The sequence below is a fragment of the Photobacterium proteolyticum genome (genome assembly GCF_001939735.1).
In the GTDB taxonomy this organism is placed as follows: Bacteria; Pseudomonadota; Gammaproteobacteria; order Enterobacterales; family Vibrionaceae; genus Photobacterium; species Photobacterium proteolyticum.
The window spans coordinates 246,598-265,053 of the sequence record NZ_MJIL01000099.1; the positions used below are offsets into that span (position 1 = coordinate 246,598).

The following is an 18,456-nucleotide window of genomic DNA, read 5'->3' on the forward strand; positions in this document are numbered from 1 at the left end:
TTAGTCCTCTTAAATTTCGTCATAATCAACATCAAAGGTATCTTTTAGATATCGCTCTATTCGCCACCGCACGACATAAGAACTGACCGTTTTTATTGCATCGTCCACCTTCGCTTCTATCTGATCTCTTCCAGGCGAGATAGCCGTTCGGTAGATAATAGTTTGTCGGTGAAATACGGTGATAATACTGCCAGACAAGGCTGTCGGTCGTTCTTTTACCGTCAAGTTCTCTTCCAAATCTTCGAATTCATCATTCAACTTCTGAGAAAAAAGCGAGTAGAACTCTTCTCCGAGCCGAGTCATGGTTCGGTCAAGAACCACACCACTGATTTCTCTTAAATCATCAAGTGCGCCATTTTTCTGTTCCAGCGGAGGCCCATTCTCGAGAGGTTTCTCTTCGTTAGCCTCCGCATTTAAAACCGAAATAATAAGCGCAGCAAACAGTGAGATAGTGACTGCTTTCATAATGGTAAATCATTGTAGTGATTATTTTTAGCCCACATAAAAGCCTGCATCCTGTTCTTTACATTGATCTTTTTGAACACATTGTATAGATGCGTCTTTACTGTATTCTCACTAACAAATAAGGTTTCCGCAATTTGTATATTGGATGCCCCCAATACTAACAACTGCATAATTTCCTTTTCTCTTGTCGTTAGGTTTGCTGTCGATTTGGCAACAATTGCATCCTTGTTACGATATGAGGTAATCAATTCATTGGTCAGCTTTCGGCTTAGCCAAAGTTCACCTTCAAGAACTTTTTTCATTCCTTTGGCGACAACGTTCATATCATCCCCGGCGAAAAAGACACCAACCATATTCGGCCATTTCGCTATCAAATTAGCGGCAACATTATTTGGAGAGTTAATTAATACTTCACTGCCACTTATTGACTTTTCTATGAGGAACTTGATATACAAATCTAATGACTCTTCATTGATGTGTGTGTTATCAATGATTACGAGCACCGAGCTTTTTTCAGGTAACGTTAATCCAGGCAAACCTTCAATTGTCGCAATTTGAATTGGAATACCCAAAGATTTCTCTAGGAAATCTCTAAATAGTGAGGATTGTAAACTGGAATCACAGATAAAGATTAGATTATTATATTTATCGCAAGCCATCTTGATATTCCCTTACTATAAATATCTTATTACTAAGACTTTTTAAATCTAGATCAAAGTGTTCAAACATCAAGACGACAAAAGATATTATTCGCCCCCACACCTACAAATCATTGATATAAAAGGAAATATTATTCATCTCAATTTTAATAATAAGTTCATCACTTTTTAGTAGTTTTAATAAATGCACAGAATTGAAAAAACGCCAGCTACGAAAAAAGTTAATATGCTTTATATATGAGAATGGTTTAAATTATAAGTCTCAATATATTTAACGTAATACATGGAGGAATATATAGGTATGGACAATCACCTTGCGCAGGTGAGCGCAAGGCTTTACTTTTTTAAACTATTCCTGATATTTCATTTAGTTAGAACTGATACCAATTTAGTATGTCTGTACGTTATGCTCATATTCAACAATAATCTGATTGCCACTATAGCGTACATTCTTAATATTTCCATCAACAATGTACGTATTCGTCAAGGTAACAGAGTTTGGCATAGTTCCGCCCACTTGCTCTCTTAACGAAGGAAGCGTCATAACCGGGTCAACACCGATATAGTTGCAAAACTGGTTAACAAAACTGTGCTCTAGCGGCACCTGACCCCGTAATATGTCTGAGAATACTAACTGGCTTAACCCCAGTCGCTTCGCCATCTCAATTTGTGTTACCCGCATCTTTGCTTTGTAGCTCATCCACGTGTCATGTAATACTTGTCGGTCTTGTTCTGTATACTGCATACCCATAAACCTTAGCGTCATCTTATATTTATCCCCTGATTAAAACCTAAAGCAGAGATAGGAATGTCAGAGCAAAGTTAGGGTTCAGAAATCACTATCGATTTTGGTTATTAATTCTCAGCCTTTAAAACTGCTTGCTAGCAAAAAGGCTTTAAGCTTCAATTTATTATCGCAACCTGCTCAATTATCAGACAATATACCCAAGCTACCTCAAGATGCACGTTTCAGCGAGAATTTGAATCCTGCATCTTGAGGTAGCTTGGGTATAAAGTTTTCTTAATCACAAAGCTTGTCGCTTAGGACGGAACATGGATATAATCCTAGGGTTAGTTCTCTTGTTCGGGTCATAGGTATTTCATGCAGCTGCAGCAGATAGTTTCGAAAATCATCATGCTTGCAATGCTATTTACAGCACTTTCCTCGACTGTGAGTGCTAACTCGTTCATCATGGAAAACCCGCTGGCACACTCTGGCTGTCACACAAATTCAGCGATGGTCTGCTGCAGCGAAATGACAGTGGCTTCTCCAGACCACACGGCAATGTGTAATACTGACACAATGAGTGATCATTCCGCTCCCACTTGCTGTGTCGATAACGACTGTCATACTAACAACATACAATTTGCACTTCTTAATCACCTATCCCAAATTTCTATCCCCTCTGCCAGCCAAATATTTCCTGAGCCTGAAGGCGAGCGTCTTTTCTTCTACGATGTGATCCTGCGCCCACCTGTTTTTTCCTAATTTCAAGTCAATCGTTACTTTATGGCCTTTTCAGCCATTGACCAACTCCGAATCACTTTAAATTTTGAACAATACAAACAGGATTTTACAATGAAACTTAATCACATCATCGCCCTATCCCTACTTGTAGGCAGCTCCTTCGCCGTTGCTGAGACAATTAAAGGGACTAACTTCCAGTCACCGTATTGCGGCTGTTGTAAAGACTGGGTTAAGCATATGAAAGACAACGGTTTTGAGCTTGACGTAGAGTATATCCAAGACATGACGGCAAAGAAGGTCGATCTTGGTATTCGCCCGCAATATGCTTCATGCCATACTGCTGAAATCCAAGGTTACACATTCGAGGGGCATGTTCCTGCAGAAGACATCCAGCGCTTTATCGATTCTAAGCCTTCACGCATGATAGGCCTTGCAGTACCCGGTATGCCTATGGGGTCACCTGGCATGGAATATAAAGATCAGAAAGACCCGTTTGAGGTTGTCGCCTTTGATGAAAATGGAAGCACCATGGTATGGGCCCGCCATAATCAATAAAGCTATCAAGCATTGACTTAAAACAACAAGGGCAGAAAAGAAGCTCTCTTCTGCCCTTGTACAAAAGCCATTGAGCCAGCAGTAGACCCAATAGTGCTTAACCTAGTCTCGCAAACAGTGCGCGGTTCGGGTCACCGTTCATTGCCCACTCATTATCTTTTTCACGCTTTTCCAGATAAACCTGCATACCGTTAAAGTAAGTAAAGGCTACCAGTTCAGATTCCTGCATAAAGCTCTCGAGAAAATCGTCCTCGTGCTCAGCAAGCTGACCCAATGTCGAAATGCCTTTTCTCAACACCCACTGCACCGCATAGGGCGAAACCATTGTCCGACTCAAAATCAGCTCTTGAATCTCTGAGATTGCGACTTCTATACCTTTTGCCGACTTTGATTCTTCAGTTGCCAGCACACTTTCTTCTGCCAACATAGCTTTTAGGCTCGCAATACTTGCTTCCCTCTCTTCCGCAGAATAACCATAGGTAGTTTTGGCAAACCGAATGGCATAAGCCAGACGATGACGGCCTACCGTCTCTACCACATCCTCAAGGTAAGCTTGTGGAATATTGTATACCTTGGCCAGCTGTTCGACAGCCTGCACTAAGCTCGTGTATGCAATGCCATTAAACTCAACCTGAAAACTGCTTGTCAGGCCTACGACAGGCAAGCCATCGATTGTCAGTGGCCAACCGGAATAATTTACCCGCTCTTTGGCGATTTCAAACATCGCCCAGGCACTTTCCCGAAAACCTTCCAGCGCTTTTCCCTCAAACTCCGAGTCCTCGAGCTCCTCCTTGGTCCAGTTCGCACCAATTTGGAGGTGCTTTTCATATTTGCGGTGAAGTTTCTCTTTCACTTTATCGCGTAACAAATCCAAACCACTGACTTTTATTGGCTGGCAAATGCGATAGCACTCCTCACAACAAGGAACCATTATCGGCAATTTCTGCTCATCATAATTTGGCGATGCCATAAATGAGTAGGACTCATAGTAGGGCTCGCCACAAAACCAGCAGGTATGACGAAACTCAAAGGGTATATCGATTGACTGGTAAGCTGTTGGCATGTCTGTGTTCTTTATCCTGTATCAACAAAACCATTATGCTGTTGACGCTGCGGTATCTCAAGTCACACGCAGAATTGTACTGTTCAACATAAAGCGTTAAAATACGTGCCCCTTTTCTCAATGAGTGTGATTGGATGTCTGAACAGAAGCGAAAGGCGCTGAAGAAAATTGCTAAATGCCTAGAGCTGGGTAACTCTGCGAACGTCAATGAAGCTGCACAAGCAATCAAGATGGCACACCGCCTGATGCTCAAGTACGGCCTTGAACAAGATGATATTGAATTCATTCAGATGGGCAAAACCAAGTCTTCGACACTTCTGCCAACTGACATCAGTCAGCAAATCCTCAAAATTATCCGAGGCATCAACCGCCGTTTCGGGGTTGAGTGTGTACTCACCAATTACAAAGGGCTAAAGCAGGCTGAATTTATTGGCGTCGCCGAACGTGCCATCTTCGCGGCCTTTGCATTCGATGTCGTCTATCGGGAAATGAACCAGCAAACCGGTCAGTTTCGAAATAGTTTTGCCGGAACTGGCACCAGTTCGGCAGAAGTTACCCGTCGCGTTAGCTCATTCCTGGCGGGTTGGATTGAAGGAGCGCTGGAAAAGCTCCCCGAACTCAATACCGATGATGATCATGATAAACGCATGACCAACTATATCGATAAAGAGTTTGAAAACATTGACCGAGAAACCTTCAAAAAGCAGCTTCAGGAAGCAATGAAGGCACTGACTGACGATTACGAAAAAGGGATGAAAAAAGGCCGTTCTATATCTGTTAACCGGCCTGTAGGAGGGTCGAGAGCCCACGACCCGAAACTATTAAGTTCATAATTTCCTGCTTAATTCGCTCTCTTACAGCTGCAGAAAATTGCAGCTGTAATTCTATACGTTCAAAAAAGAAGCAAAAGAATCAAATTATTCCTCATCACGCAATGAAGTGGGATGTAAATCCCATTTCTGTGATAGAATGAAACAAAATTCCTTAAAACCGATAGCTTTCACACATGAAATTCCCTGGTCAGCGTAAATCCAAGCATTACTTTCCAGTTAATGCCCGCGATCCATTAGTTGCTCAAATCCAGCAAGAAAATCCGCTATCTCGAACCCACTTAGTTGGTGTTGGTCAAACCATTGTTGATATCGAGGCCCGTATCGATGATGACTTTCTTCAACGTCATTCACTGAGCAAAGGCCACTCTTTGGTTCTTGATGAAGATAAAGCAGAGCTGCTTTACCAGGAGCTAAAAGAACGCAACCTGATCAGCCACGAATATCCGGGTGATACCATTGGTAACACTTTGCATAACTACTCTGTACTGGCTGATGACAAGTCGATTCTGCTGGGTGTGATGAGCCAGGATCTAAAGATTGGTTCTTATGCTTACCGTTACCTTTGCAATACCTCAAGCCGCATGGATCTTGATTATTTGCAGCCTGTTGATGGGCCTATCGGTCGTTGCTATACCCTGATCACAGAAGACGGCGAGCGTACGTTTGCTATCAACGAAGGGGAAATGAACCAGCTAAACCCGGATAATGTACCTGAGTGCGCCTTTGAAAATGCATCTGCGTTGGTACTTTCTTCTTATCTGGTTCGTGGCAAACCTGGCGCTCCGATGAAAGAAGCGGCGCTAAAAGCCATTGAGCATGCCAAGAAGTACAATGTGCCTGTTGTCCTTACGCTAGGCACAAAATACGTTGTCGAAGGGCTACAGGAATGGTGGATCGAGTTTCTACAAGAACACGTCACATGTGTTGCCATGAACGAAGAAGAAGCGGAAGCCCTGACTGGTGAAAAAGACCCTCTTCTTGCTGCCGACAAAGCGCTTGAGTGGGTTGATATGGTTCTTTGTACTGCCGGTCCTGTGGGCCTCTACATGGCGGGATATACCGATGATACACTAAAGCGTGAATCATCTCTGCCATTGTTACCGGGCCGTATTGCTGATTTTAACAAGTATGAATTTAGCCGTCCGATGGTTAAATCTGAGTGTGAGAACCCTATTCGGGTCTATTCTCATATTGCGCCATACCTTGGTGGGCCTGTTGAGATCAAAAATACCAATGGTGCTGGCGATGCCGCCCTGTCAGCTCTTCTGCATGATATGTCAGCCAACCGTTACCACAAAGAGAATGTACCTAATTCTGGCAAGCACACTGCTCAATTTTTGACGTATTCATCGTTCTCGCAGATTTGTCAGTACTCTAACCGAGTCAGCTACGAAGTATTGACCCAGCATGCGCCACGACTATCTCGTGGATTACCAGAGCGCGAAGACTGCTTGGAAGAAGCCTACTGGGAACGCTAAACAATCAGTCAACTAACAACGGAGCCTTTTGGCTCCGTTTTTGTATATTTATACGCAAACTACCTCAAGATGCAGAATTCAGAGTAAGTTCAGCATGTTCAGTATTTCATCAAGCTGGGATCTACATCGTCGATCCAAGCCAAAATCCCTCCCTTGAGATTGATGACATTGGCAAATCCGTTATCAATAAACTGCTGACATACTTTTGCCGAACGCCCACCCACCTTACAATGAAAAACAAGCGTCTGCTCCGGATTGAATTCGTTCATATGCTCCGCTACCACGCTCATAGGAATATGACGACTTCCTTCAATACGACAGATTTCACGCTCGTAAGGCTCCCTTACATCGATCAATACTAACGATGCCTCCTGCGCTAGCTGTTGCTTGAGCTCGATAGCAGATATTTCTTGATAAGGCACCTCAACCGGAGTACTGGAGATTCCACAGAACTGCTGATAATCAATCAACTGGGTAATAGTTGGTGAACTGCCGCACAGGCAACACTGCGGGTCTTTTTGGATACTAAGCTCTTCAAAGCTAAGTCCCAGTGCATCATAGGTTAATAACCGGCCACTCAATGCCGTACCGGCCCCAATGATCATTTTTATTGCCTCTGTGGCCTGAATACTGGCAATCATAGCCGGCAACACACCTAATACGCCCCCTTCTGCACAAGATGGCACCAGCCCCGGAGGCGGCGGTTCCGGATATAAACAGCGGTAACAAGGACCACCTTGATAATTAAAAACCGTTGCCTGCCCGTCAAAACGAAAAATACTGCCGTAAATATTGGGCTTATTGAGTAAGATGCAGGCATCATTGACTAGATACCGGGTCGGAAAGTTATCCGTTCCGTCAATCACTATGTCATAATCTTTGATAATCTCAAGTGCATTAGCAGAAGTGAGCATCTCCTGATAACACTTGATATCCAAATCAGCATTGAGCGAAAGTAATCGCTCTTTGGCACAATCCACTTTGGGCTGGCCGACATCCCCCAAAGTGAACAGAATTTGCCTCTGCAAGTTCGTCTCATCAACGATGTCATGATCCACCAGGCCAATCGTTCCAACACCGGCAGCAACAAGATAAAGACACAGAGGCGAACCTAATCCCCCGGCACCAATAATCAAAATCTTAGCGGCCTTTAAACGTTGCTGCCCCTCCATACCCAGCTCGGGCAACATAATATGGCGACTATAACGACTGATTTCTTGCGGAGAAAGTGTCGGTAATGGACCCGCCCCACCCGCGATAGCCGGGACAATTCGCAGTTCACAGCCATCACGTAATGGGGTTGCCATCCCGCTTTGTTGTTTGATATCGACCCGATCGAGAAACAAGTTTACAAAATTTCTAAGTTGCCCCTTGTCATCAAATAACTGTACCTGGAGGTCGGGGTGCTTTTCACAAAGTAGTGTCATGGCTTCAAAAACAGTTTCTGCCTCAACGTCAACCTGACTACTTTGCTGAGTAAACCGCCGTAAAGGTGACGGGATCTTAATTACAGTCTTCATAACTTAACCTATATGTTCGTAGCCTCTTTACATACGCTGCTATACATACATTTTAGGAAATGGCTACACGCCTTTATCGATTCGAACCTGCTCCTGATCAAAGTGCTCACGATCATCAGTGAGCCGCCAGGAGCGATAACCTGAAGCAGCTCCACTGCATACAGAAATAATGATATAGCTTAGTCCTGGCCAGGCATGAACGCGGTCAAATTCAGATGGAATATCAGGGTGATCAGGATGAGAGTGAACGATGCTTATGATCGACAGTCCTTCACTGTCTGCTTTGTCTTCGGCATCTTGATAAGCAAGTGGGTCTATTAAGAAGCGCCGCTCACGGTTTTCGCTTTTTTCATTAAGACACGGCAGGTAGTAGCTGCCTATAGCTTGCAGTTCGCCGCTCTGGTCTGTAGATGCTGTTCCAATAATAAAGCCGCAGCACTCATGCGGATAACTTGTTTCCGCTTGCTTAATGGCTTGAGTTATAATCTTATCGCTGATCTGAATGGCCATGGTTCCACAACCCCGCACTAAAGTAGCGCTCACCAAGGTCACAGAGTAATGTGACTACTGTTGCTTCCGTCAGATCCTTCATCACTTTTTCGCAAGCGGCAAGGTAAGCGCCTGATGACTGACCGGCAAAATAGCCATGGTGAGCAAGCTTCAAACAACAGCTTTTAGTCTCATCAGCTGATACATCAACCCAACGATCAACGTAGTCCGCCTCAAAGATCTGTGGCACAATATCTTCAGGCTCTCCTAATGGTTTGAGCCCTTCCACGCCAGGCCAGCGTTCTGGACGAACTGCAACAATTTCAATCTCCGGATAATGCTCTCTTAACCGGCGGGCAATACCAGTCAGCGAGCCCCCTGTACCAACCCCGCCAACAAAATGGGTAATTGAGCGCGGAACCTGTTCGACTATCTCAGCCGCCGTCCCCAAATAGTGGGCATTAACATTTTCAGTATTCTTATACTGATCACAAAAGAAATACTTATCTGGCGATGCCTTATACATAGCATGAACATGTCGCAGAGCTTCGTCGTAACCTTCAAGTGGATCGGTTTCAACCAATGTCGCGCCATGTGCAAGCAAGCGCTGCTTTCTTTCCTGGCTCGCATTCCCCGGAATGACAATAGTGACCTCATACCCCATCGCCGCACCGATCATTGCATATGAAATCCCCGCATTTCCGCTGCTGGAGTCAAGAATGATTTTCCCCGGCACTAGAGTCCCCTGCTCTACAGCCTTACACAGCATCTGCTTAACAGGACGGTCTTTGAGTGAACCACCAGGATTCATCCATTCTGCTTTGGCAAACAGTGCTAAATCAGGCTGTTCAGGATATAAAAAACTAAGGTCGATTAAAGGGGTGTTGCCGATCAGATCCAACAGATTCATGGCCGCCCTCCTTGATAAGGCTAAACGCTCAATAGCCCAATGAGACTGGTACTCATTTAAGATAGTTGATAGCCAGCTTTTACCCAAGGAAAGGCCATGCAAGCTGCCTGACTCACTGCTCAGGTAATAAAAATCAGCCTCAAAGAGTTTGAGGCTGATCCAAGTGTCGATCAATGAGCCTCGATGATCATGAGTCAAACTTCATTATACTAGTACCTGAAGAAATTAATTTTATCGCTAACATCATTGGTATAGCTTGCAACACGATTACTCTCTTCCTGAGACATTTGCGCTCCTTTACCGATACTTTCCGCTGCTTCATTAATAGCCACAATACTGCGATTTACTTCTTCAGTCACAGCTGCCTGCTCTTCCGCCGCACTAGCTATCTGATGTGCCATATCCTGAATCTTTCCGCTCTGAACACTCACCGCCTCCAGGGCTTTCACCGCCTCTTCGGCATGGGACATGCACTTATCACTTAGCCCCCGGTTTACCCGCATTGTATCAACAGCCTGTTTACTACTCGTTCGCAAGCCATCAATCATCTGCTGGATTTCATCAGTCGAGTCTGCAGTCTTGGTCGCCAGATTGCGTACCTCGTCAGCAACAACAGCAAACCCACGGCCTTGTTCACCAGCGCGAGCTGCTTCAATCGCAGCATTCAATGCCAACAAGTTTGTCTGTTCCGAGATATTACGAATGACTTCCAGAATACTGCCGATACTGTTGGTTTGGACTTCCAATTCTTCAATAACTTGGGTGGCATCGACGACATTGCTTGCCAATTCATGCAAGCCTTCAGCATTGGCTCCAACGACATCCTGCCCCTGAGCGACTGATTGCTGTGTAAGAGATACGGCTTCTGCCGTTTCCTGGGCATTATCGGAAACACTATGGGCAGTCGAAGACATCTCATTGGTCGCAGCAACAACCTGCTCTATCTCCTGACTCTGCGACACAATCTGTGATTGACTCTGGGTTGCTGCCTCGGCAGTTGCTGTCACACTCTGTTTGAGGGAGCACACAGAGCCGGCAACATCCGTCACGATCCCTCGTACATCCGAAATAAAAGTATTCAGATGGTTTGCCAGTTGCCCTGTTTCATCTTTGCGGTCGATATCAATTTGCTGAGTTAGATCACCGCCCGACTGAGTCAGCGCCTTAACACGTGCCACCAGCACACTGATTGGGGAAGCAATCGAAACAGACACGAACCACATCATCACCAAACCCACTAACGCAGAGATAACACCAACGACCATCTGTCCGGATAGATTGCTGGAAAAGTGTGCCACAACTGTGTCAACAATGGCTTGAGCGCTTGCCAAAGCAATATTTTGAGGGGCAACTACAACCACCTCCCACTCTGTGTCCGTGCCAATCGTCTTAAAGCTTTCAGCCGCAATAAGGTTACTACCGGCAGTCACCATTTCACCTAGGGTGCGATCCGCAATTAATGTCTTCAGGGAAGTGCCTGACAGCATCTTTCCGATATTGGTCGGCTCGGCACTATCTGCACCAACAATACCCAATGGACTTAAAATAATGACTCGTGAATGACCTGATATCAGGTTCTGACTGGCACTGGTAGCCAGTGACTGCAAGAAATCAAGAGAGTAATCAACGCCGAACATGCCCACAAACTTGCCGTCACGAACCACAGGGGAAACGAAAGAGCTCATTAGCGTCGAGACCCCCTGGATTTCATAACTGGCAGGATCGATAACACAAGAGCGCTTTGTCTCCATCGGACATAAATACCATTCCGACTCGCGAATACCTGTGCTTGTCAAACCTGTCGAATAAAATGGATAGGTGGCTTCTACATGAACCTCTCCCGAGGGGGAGCGGTTGAAATACGGACTAAATTCACCATTTGACTGAGCGAACTCGGTCCCTTTGTACAAGCTAGACTGCCCATCAAACCCATTAACTTCCCACCCGCTGTATATACCGATGATGTTTGGCGTGTTAGTGATGGTATTTTCTAGTAACTGAATGACACTCTGGCGGGATATCTTTGGGTCTGTGCCATTGAACGCTTCAGAATATGTTGTCGCAATATCCATTGCCTCGTTGAATACAAGGTTGATTTTTCCAGCTTCAACTTGTGCTGACAGACTTAATTGTTCTTTAAGGCCAGCCTCGGCATCACGCAAAACTAATTCATCAAGTTCTTGCATAAGCGCATCACCGTTATAATAGCTATAACCTAGCATCGCTATGGTGACGGCAAGCAAACTCGCCCCTCCAAACAACAATACTTGTTGTTTAATACTCGAAAACTGCATAAATTCCCCTTACTACATTTTTCCCTTACATTTTTGACTTGGGGTATCCGCGTCAATATCACAGTCAAATTCGGGATGTAGAAATCCCAGCCAATATATTGACTAATAAAAGAAAAATATTAATAACTAAAAATACAGAAAATTATTTCTATAACCACAATATTAGTAAGGGGGAGAAACTAACATATGCCACTATTGCATACAAAATACTTTATCAAAAAATATGGCACATAAGACAGATTTATTCTTTTTTATTCCCTATAGAAATAATTTTTTTATAAGTGTTAATTTTTAAAGGTTGAGTGAAATATACTTATTACAAATAATAATCTCTAGATATTTTTATTAGGGATAAAGTTGAATTTAATATCTACTATTTTCTATCCCCCATTACTTATAAATAAAAAACGGAGCTTTTTGCTCCGTTTTGTTATCAAGAGTTCATTAGCACTTTAGCATTCTGAAATCGCATTTTTTACCCGTTTGTCCGACACCGGGTAAGGTGTGCCAAGCTGCTGAGCAAAATAACTTACGCGCAATTCTTCAATCATCCAGCGAATGTCTTTCACTTTTTGCGGCACTGGCTGACCTTTCGGGATTTTATTCAACAGCTCTTTATAATCAGATACAACTGATTCAATCTTAAGGATGTGTAGCCGATCCTTGTTAGGATCAATTGGCAACTTCTCCATCCGACGTTCAATGGCCTTCATATAACGCAAAATATCCGGCAAGCGCTTCCAGCCACACTCGGTCGCAAAGCCTTTAAAGATCAAGCCGTCTATCTGTGACTTAATGTCAGAGAGCGCAAAGGCCATTGTCAAATCAACACGGCCTTTCAAGCGCTTGCTGATGTTGAATGCAGTAGTCAAAATCGCCTCAACCTGCTTGGCAATTTCTACCACGGTATCACCCAGTTCGCCGCGGATGTGTTCCTTCAACGTTTCGAACGCTTCAGGTTCCCATACCAGGCCGCCCTTCTCTTCAATAAGCTTATCGATACCACAAGCAATACAGTCATCAATCAAGTCCAGTACCCGCCCATACGGGTTGAAATACAAGCCTAGTTTGGATTTATTTGGCAGGTTGGCATGCAGATACTTAATCGGCGACGGGACATTCAACAATACCAAACGGCGCTGACCTTGCTGCATCGCTGTCTGCTGCTCTTCCTCGGTTTCAAATAGCTTGATACCAACAGAGTCCTTGTTATCAACAATTGCCGGGTAGGCTTTTACTTCAAAGCCCCCACGCTTTTGCTGATAACGTTCAGGCAACTTACCAAAGCTCCAGGTTTTCAGGCCTTCCTGTTCAATGTCGTCATCTGCAACCTGAGACAAGGTTTCCTGTACTTTTTCCTTCAAGCCATCTTTCAGGCTATACAGGTCTTTGCTTTCTTTTAACTTACGGTTACGGTGATCAACCACCCGGTAAGTGATCTTCAGGTGATCAGGCACCTGTTCCAAGTTCCAGTCTTCACGCAAGACAGTCACGCCAGAAATACGCTTAAGCTCTTTTTCCAGTGAATCGAGCAATGGCATTGCCATCGCCTCGGCCCGAGCCAGGAAAGCATCCGCATAGTTCGGTGCCGGTACAAAGTTACGGCGTACAGGTTTTGGCAAAGATTTGATCAGCGCTACCACCAGCTCTTGGCGCAGCCCCGGGATCTGCCAGTCAAAACCATCCGGCTCAACCTGATTAAGAATAGGCAGCGGCACATGAACCGTGACACCGTCACTATCTTCACCCGGTTCAAACTGATAACTCAACTTCAGCTTGAGGTTGTCTTGATGCCAGAAGTTCGGGTAGTCCAAGTCGGTGATATGACTAGCATCTCCCTTGAACAACATCTCTCGCTCGAAGTTCAAAAGGTCTTTGTTTTCACGACTAACCTTCTTCCACCAGGTATCAAAATGACGGCCGGAAACGACAGTCAGCTCGATACGCTGATCATAAAACTCAAACAAGGCATCATCGTCGATCAAAATATCTCGACGACGCGATTTATGTTCGAGCTCTTCCACTTCCCGCAATAGCTTGCGGTTCTGGTGATAGAACTTATGCTTGGTTTCCCAATCACCCTCGACAAGTGCCGAGCGAATGAAGATATCCCGTGAAAGCTGTGCATCAATTCCGCCATAATTCACTTTGCGCTTGGCGACAACCGGAATGCCATACAGTGTCACTTTCTCGAAGGCATAGACTGCGGCCTGCTTTTTCTCCCAATGAGGCTCGCTGTAGCTACGCTTAATGAGATGGCCAGCCAATGGTTCAACCCATTCGGGCTGAATTTTGGCGGCAATACGTCCCCACAATCTCGAGGTCTCAACCAGCTCAGCAACCATTACCCATTTCGGCTGTTTCTTGAAGATGCCTGAACCAGGGAAAATATTAAAGCGCGCATTTCGAGCACCTTGGTACTCATTCTTTTCCTGATCTTTCAAGCCAATATGGGAAAGCATGCCAGATAGCAACGCCATGTGGACACCCGCATAGCTCGCTTCCTGATCGTTAATGCGAAGATCCAGCTCCCTCACGACCTGAGTAACCTGATAATAAATATCTTGCCACTCTCGAATACGCAGGTAATTCAGGTAGTCCTTCTTACACTGCCTGCGGAACTGATTGCCGGACAGTGCCTTTTGCTGTTCCTGAACATAATCCCACAGGTTAACAAAGGTGAGAAAATCAGATTCTTTATCGTAAAAACGACGGTGTTTCTCATCTGATGCCTGCTGCTTTTCCATCGGACGCTCACGAGGATCCTGAATCGACAAGGCACAGGCAATAATCATAACCTCTCGCAGAGCACCCTGCTTCGGCGCTTCAAGAACCATACGCGCCAGGCGTGGGTCAAGCGGCAAACGTGCCAGCTGACGTCCAACAGGTGACAAACGCTTGCGAGGGTCCTTGGCCTTCGGGTTAATCGCTCCCAGTTCTTCCAGTAGGCGAACACCGTCTTGGATATTACGATTATCCGGCGCTTCTACAAACGGGAACGCCTGAATATCTCCCAGACCGATAGCCGTCATCTGCAGAATAACGGATGCCAGATTGGTGCGAAGAATTTCAGGATCGGTAAACTCAGGGCGGGAAAGAAAATCATCCTCCGAATACAGGCGGATACAGATACCTTCCTGCACACGGCCACATCGTCCTTTTCGCTGGTTGGCGCTTGCCTGTGAGATCGCCTCTATCGGCAGACGCTGTACCTTGGTTCGATAACTATAACGACTGATACGAGCAGTACCCGGGTCGATAACATACTTGATACCCGGTACCGTCAGTGACGTTTCAGCGACGTTTGTAGAGAGTACGATGCGGCGACCGCTGTGCGACTGGAATATCCGGTTCTGCTCTCCGGCTGACAAGCGCGCATAGAGCGGTAGCACTTCAGTATCACGCAAGTTACGTTTTTGCAGAGCATCAGTCGTATCTCGGATCTCGCGCTCACCATTCATGAAGATCAGGATATCACCCAGCCCTTCATCACACAGCTCGTCCACTGCATCAAAAATCGCCTGCAACTGATCACGATCGCTGTCCTCGCCGTCTTCAGAAACAGGACGATAGCGAACTTCTACCGGATAGGTACGGCCAGACACTTCGACAATCGGAGCATTGTTGAAATGCTTGGAAAAACGCTCCGGATCAATGGTTGCCGAGGTGATAATCACCTTCAGTTCGGGGCGTTTTGGCAATAGTTCACGCAGATAGCCAAGAATAAAATCGATGTTCAGGCTTCGTTCGTGGGCCTCATCAATAATGATGGTATCGTACTGGTTCAGATAACGGTCGTTTTGAATTTCTGCCAGCAAAATACCGTCAGTCATTAACTTAACCTGACTGCGGTCAGACACTTTATCGTTAAATCTGACTTTATAACCAACATACGAGCCGAGCTCACACTGAAGCTCTTCGGCAATACGGCTGGCGACAGAACGGGCAGCAAGACGACGAGGCTGGGTATGGCCGATCATCCCCTTGGTGCCTAATCCAAGCTCCATACAGATCTTCGGCAGCTGGGTGGTTTTACCTGAACCGGTTTCACCCGCAACAATCACGACCTGATTGTTCTTAATTGCCTCGGCAATATCATCTTTTTTCTGGCTAACTGGTAGCTGTTCTGGATACGTAATGGTTGGTCGCTGGGTAGAGCGCATCTCAACGACCTGCATAGATTTGGCTATATCCAAAGCGATTTCATCGAAAACAGCATGCTTGGCTTTTTCGTTTTTGATTCTAGCCGCACCTTGCACTCTTTTGTGCAAACGGAAGCGATCGCGCATCATGCAATCTTTAATCGCGGCTTTTAACGTTTTCTCACTATTCAAAACGTCTGACTGAGAGGTATTCGACTGAGTCAAAGGAATTCCTGATATTTCAGCTTGGTATTAAATAAAATTGGCGGGATTCTACCATAAATCGCCTGGTTACGGCGGGATAAACTCACTGATACAAGCCAAATTAGTTTTCATATAACACGGCTCCGTGTCACAAGGTCGTTCATTGTTAATCAAAACCTGGCCTGAAAAATGGTTGGATATGTGTGCATTGCATACAATTTACAACTAAAACCAACAATTAATACAGTGAGCCTTCCTTGATGAAAAAAGTCCTATCCGCCCTATTGCTAACGCTCGGCTTGTCTGCTCCAGTGTTTGCACAACAAGCTTTTCAACTTTCTGTTCCAGATGCCAACTTTCCGCCAGGCAATGTAAAAGGGGTTCGTTTTACCATTCTTCACGGTAAAACCTCCCAGGTTACCGGCCTTGACATTCCTTTCCTCGGTCTCTCTGAAACCCAAAACTTTTCAGGTATTAGTGTCGGACTTTTTTTCGGCATTAGTCGCGTGACAGGTAGCTCTAACGGCGTCAAACTCGGTCTGGCCAACTGGAACGACGGAAATGCCAGGGGAGCTGACATCAGTTTCGTTAACTATAATGCGGGTCAGTTTACAGGCTTACAGGTTGGCGGCTTCAATTATACCGGACGTCTCAACGGCCTGCAGTTTGGCTTTATTAATGCCACCGACCGTATCGAGAAAGGTATTCAGATTGGCCTGATTAACTACGACAAATCAGGCACATTTATCAGCAAGGACATTCCGGTGTTCCCGCTTATCAATGCCCGCTTCTAACAAACTTAGTGTAGCTTAGTAAAGCAACAGATCTGACTCAGATGTTCGAATAAGGCCAAGTCATAAAAAAGGGAACCACAGAAGAGGTTCCCTTTTTCAATATATTGCAGCACGAACTAGAGACGCAGATTTAAACACGGAGTCATAAATTATGCAGAGACGATACATTGCTCGTCGTCTTGCTTTGGCTCATCATTCACTAGATTAATTAACCAATGACGACCTCTGATTCGGTGTGTAGTCAATAACACTTTAACCAGCTCTTCACTGAGTATTGCCAGCATGACCCAGTGCAACGGCCACCCGAGCACAATTCCCGTGAACACGGCAATTGGAATACCCACCGCCCATTGGGCAAACAGGTCGATAAAAATGCTATAGCGAATATCCCCGCCACTTCTCAATACACCAGCTATTCCAACCATGTTATAGACTTTAAGAAACAGCCCCAATGCCATCACCAAAGTAACATTGATAGCCATCTCCAGGTTTGGCATGTCTGCTTTCGCTAACAAGTTCCCTACACCGTCATGGAAGAACAATACTGTCATACCAAGCAACAAGGCTAATGACGCACTCAATCCAATAAATAACCAAGACTGGTGCCAGGCCCGTTGATAGTTTTCCGCTCCAAGCTCATGACCAAGAATAGTGGAAGCGGCCACTGCAAAACCAATAAAGCCCGAAATCAATACACCTTCAATAGGTGATAGCAAGCTAATGATTGCCAGTTCAGAGACACCAAGCTGACCAATGATATAGTTATAAACCAGTAAGCCCATCGCCCAGCCACCATCATGAATAATCATTGGCAGAGCTACCGACATATACTTTTTTCGCGCTTTCGGTTCCGCTGCAGTATCAACATCAGAAACCTTTGGAAAAATAGCATTATACTTCCAATGAGCAACCAAGAGCAGAATCACTGTTTGTATACCGCGTGAAATTGTCGTTCCCAACGCAGCACCCGCCACTCCCATTTCAGGAAAACCGTACAAACCAAAGATAAGCAAGGCATTCAGAGCCGCATTGATTATGACAGCAACCAGGCCAACAACGGTCGGCATTTTTGCCTCACCGACAGCCCGCAATGCCGACTCCAGAGGAACGACAATTGCGGTAAATATAATGCTCCAACCACACACAAACAGATAGCTAGTTGCATGTTCGACGAACGCGGGATCATCGGTCACCAGTCCCACTATTTGCCCCGGTGATAAACGATAAAGCAGCGCAAATGGAATCGTGAAAACAATAGCGCAGACCCATGACTGCAGCAAAGTACGTCTTACACCATCCATTCTACCGGCGCCAAAATACTGCGCAGCCAGCACACCAACCGCACCACTCACGCCAATGATCAGTAACAAATTAAAAAAGAAAATTCGATTCCCGACACCAACCGCGGCAACTTGCGCCTCGCCCAGCTTGGAAACCATCATAACATCCACTAAACCGAGGATTGCAAATAGCATAGACTGCATTGAAACCGGGATCGCCAAACGCCAGGTTTTTTGCCAAAAGTCTTTATCTGCAGAAGTTCGCCAGTTGTGCATATTTGCCTCCTTTTATTATTTTGATT

The 18,456-nt window shown here is 45.3% G+C and carries 15 protein-coding genes; 5 read left to right on the forward strand and 10 right to left on the reverse strand.

Going from position 1 to position 18,456, the window contains the following annotated elements:
- Positions 1 to 9: 9 nt before the first annotated feature.
- The 3 genes from BIT28_RS27325 to BIT28_RS27335 form a co-directional block, all read right to left on the reverse strand.
- Positions 10 to 465 carry a CsgE family curli-type amyloid fiber assembly protein gene (locus BIT28_RS27325; protein WP_075768110.1) on the reverse strand — a complete coding sequence of 152 codons (456 nt, stop codon included), beginning with the start codon at positions 463 to 465 and terminating at the stop codon, positions 10 to 12.
- Entirely contained in the window at positions 462 to 1,124 is a 663-nt protein-coding gene (locus BIT28_RS27330; protein WP_075768111.1) for a LuxR C-terminal-related transcriptional regulator, read from the reverse strand. Before BIT28_RS27330 ends, BIT28_RS27325 begins: the two co-directional genes overlap by 4 nt.
- A gap of 388 nt (positions 1,125 to 1,512) precedes the next feature.
- Complete coding sequence (locus tag BIT28_RS27335) at positions 1,513 to 1,869, reverse strand: helix-turn-helix domain-containing protein (RefSeq protein ID WP_075768112.1); 357 nt, start codon at positions 1,867 to 1,869, stop codon at positions 1,513 to 1,515.
- Between the two features lie 357 nt (positions 1,870 to 2,226).
- Here BIT28_RS27335 and BIT28_RS27340 point away from each other — a divergent pair, with 357 nt between their 5' ends.
- Positions 2,227 to 2,613 (forward strand): hypothetical protein, encoded by a 387-nt coding sequence (locus BIT28_RS27340; RefSeq protein WP_075768113.1) that lies wholly within the window; start codon positions 2,227 to 2,229, stop codon positions 2,611 to 2,613.
- Positions 2,614 to 2,703: 90 nt separating this feature from the next.
- Positions 2,704 to 3,147 (forward strand): DUF411 domain-containing protein, encoded by a 444-nt coding sequence (locus BIT28_RS27345; protein WP_075768114.1) that lies wholly within the window; start codon positions 2,704 to 2,706, stop codon positions 3,145 to 3,147.
- A 97-nt stretch (positions 3,148 to 3,244) separates the two neighbouring features.
- Here the strand turns inward: BIT28_RS27345 and BIT28_RS27350 are convergent, their stop codons facing one another.
- Positions 3,245 to 4,210, reverse strand: a complete 966-nt coding sequence (locus BIT28_RS27350) for a hypothetical protein (protein WP_075768115.1) — start codon at positions 4,208 to 4,210, stop codon at positions 3,245 to 3,247.
- 134 nt (positions 4,211 to 4,344) lie between these two features.
- Here BIT28_RS27350 and BIT28_RS27355 point away from each other — a divergent pair, with 134 nt between their 5' ends.
- Both BIT28_RS27355 and BIT28_RS27360 read left to right on the forward strand, forming a co-directional pair.
- The gene (locus tag BIT28_RS27355; RefSeq protein WP_075768116.1) at positions 4,345 to 5,043 is read left to right on the forward strand and encodes a DUF2786 domain-containing protein; all 699 of its coding nucleotides are present in this window, start codon (positions 4,345 to 4,347) and stop codon (positions 5,041 to 5,043) included.
- Positions 5,044 to 5,216: 173 nt separating this feature from the next.
- Positions 5,217 to 6,521: an inosine/guanosine kinase gene (locus tag BIT28_RS27360; protein WP_075768117.1), complete on the forward strand. Its 1,305-nt coding sequence runs from the start codon at positions 5,217 to 5,219 to the stop codon at positions 6,519 to 6,521.
- Between the two features lie 98 nt (positions 6,522 to 6,619).
- On the opposite strand, the gene moeB is transcribed toward BIT28_RS27360, so the two are convergent.
- The 5 genes from moeB to hrpA form a co-directional block, all read right to left on the reverse strand.
- The gene (gene moeB / locus BIT28_RS27365; RefSeq protein ID WP_075768118.1) at positions 6,620 to 8,041 is read right to left on the reverse strand and encodes a molybdopterin-synthase adenylyltransferase MoeB; all 1,422 of its coding nucleotides are present in this window, start codon (positions 8,039 to 8,041) and stop codon (positions 6,620 to 6,622) included.
- A 63-nt stretch (positions 8,042 to 8,104) separates the two neighbouring features.
- The gene (locus BIT28_RS27370) at positions 8,105 to 8,551 is read right to left on the reverse strand and encodes a M67 family metallopeptidase (protein ID WP_075768119.1); all 447 of its coding nucleotides are present in this window, start codon (positions 8,549 to 8,551) and stop codon (positions 8,105 to 8,107) included.
- The gene (locus BIT28_RS27375) at positions 8,529 to 9,440 is read right to left on the reverse strand and encodes a PLP-dependent cysteine synthase family protein (RefSeq protein WP_075768120.1); all 912 of its coding nucleotides are present in this window, start codon (positions 9,438 to 9,440) and stop codon (positions 8,529 to 8,531) included. The genes BIT28_RS27370 and BIT28_RS27375 overlap by 23 nt, the downstream gene beginning before the upstream one ends.
- A gap of 209 nt (positions 9,441 to 9,649) precedes the next feature.
- Complete coding sequence (locus BIT28_RS27380) at positions 9,650 to 11,734, reverse strand: methyl-accepting chemotaxis protein (RefSeq protein ID WP_075768121.1); 2,085 nt, start codon at positions 11,732 to 11,734, stop codon at positions 9,650 to 9,652.
- Between the two features lie 452 nt (positions 11,735 to 12,186).
- Entirely contained in the window at positions 12,187 to 16,068 is a 3,882-nt protein-coding gene (gene hrpA / locus BIT28_RS27385; protein ID WP_425439661.1) for an ATP-dependent RNA helicase HrpA, read from the reverse strand.
- A gap of 272 nt (positions 16,069 to 16,340) precedes the next feature.
- Here hrpA and BIT28_RS27390 point away from each other — a divergent pair, with 272 nt between their 5' ends.
- Positions 16,341 to 16,874, forward strand: coding sequence for an LA_2272 family surface repeat-containing protein (locus tag BIT28_RS27390; RefSeq protein ID WP_075768123.1), 534 nt, complete (start codon positions 16,341 to 16,343; stop codon positions 16,872 to 16,874).
- A 149-nt stretch (positions 16,875 to 17,023) separates the two neighbouring features.
- Here BIT28_RS27390 and BIT28_RS27395 read toward each other — a convergent pair whose 3' ends face one another.
- The gene (locus BIT28_RS27395; protein WP_075768124.1) at positions 17,024 to 18,430 is read right to left on the reverse strand and encodes an MATE family efflux transporter; all 1,407 of its coding nucleotides are present in this window, start codon (positions 18,428 to 18,430) and stop codon (positions 17,024 to 17,026) included.
- Positions 18,431 to 18,456 lie beyond the last annotated feature (26 nt).

Bases quoted from the DNA above. Each gene is read 5' to 3' on its own strand.
- BIT28_RS27325 (WP_075768110.1), bottom strand. From the start codon at position 465: ATGAAAGCAGTCACTATCTCACTGTTTGCTGCGCTTATTATTTCGGTT.
- BIT28_RS27330 (WP_075768111.1), bottom strand. From the start codon at position 1,124: ATGGCTTGCGATAAATATAATAATCTAATCTTTATCTGTGATTCCAGT.
- BIT28_RS27335 (WP_075768112.1), bottom strand. From the start codon at position 1,869: ATGCAGTATACAGAACAAGACCGACAAGTATTACATGACACGTGGATG.
- BIT28_RS27340 (WP_075768113.1), top strand. From the start codon at position 2,227: ATGCAGCTGCAGCAGATAGTTTCGAAAATCATCATGCTTGCAATGCTA.
- BIT28_RS27345 (WP_075768114.1), top strand. From the start codon at position 2,704: ATGAAACTTAATCACATCATCGCCCTATCCCTACTTGTAGGCAGCTCC.
- BIT28_RS27350 (WP_075768115.1), bottom strand. From the start codon at position 4,210: ATGCCAACAGCTTACCAGTCAATCGATATACCCTTTGAGTTTCGTCAT.
- BIT28_RS27355 (WP_075768116.1), top strand. From the start codon at position 4,345: ATGTCTGAACAGAAGCGAAAGGCGCTGAAGAAAATTGCTAAATGCCTA.
- BIT28_RS27360 (WP_075768117.1), top strand. From the start codon at position 5,217: ATGAAATTCCCTGGTCAGCGTAAATCCAAGCATTACTTTCCAGTTAAT.
- moeB (WP_075768118.1), bottom strand. From the start codon at position 8,041: ATGAAGACTGTAATTAAGATCCCGTCACCTTTACGGCGGTTTACTCAG.
- BIT28_RS27370 (WP_075768119.1), bottom strand. From the start codon at position 8,551: ATGGCCATTCAGATCAGCGATAAGATTATAACTCAAGCCATTAAGCAA.
- BIT28_RS27375 (WP_075768120.1), bottom strand. From the start codon at position 9,440: ATGAATCTGTTGGATCTGATCGGCAACACCCCTTTAATCGACCTTAGT.
- BIT28_RS27380 (WP_075768121.1), bottom strand. From the start codon at position 11,734: ATGCAGTTTTCGAGTATTAAACAACAAGTATTGTTGTTTGGAGGGGCG.
- BIT28_RS27390 (WP_075768123.1), top strand. From the start codon at position 16,341: ATGAAAAAAGTCCTATCCGCCCTATTGCTAACGCTCGGCTTGTCTGCT.
- BIT28_RS27395 (WP_075768124.1), bottom strand. From the start codon at position 18,430: ATGCACAACTGGCGAACTTCTGCAGATAAAGACTTTTGGCAAAAAACC.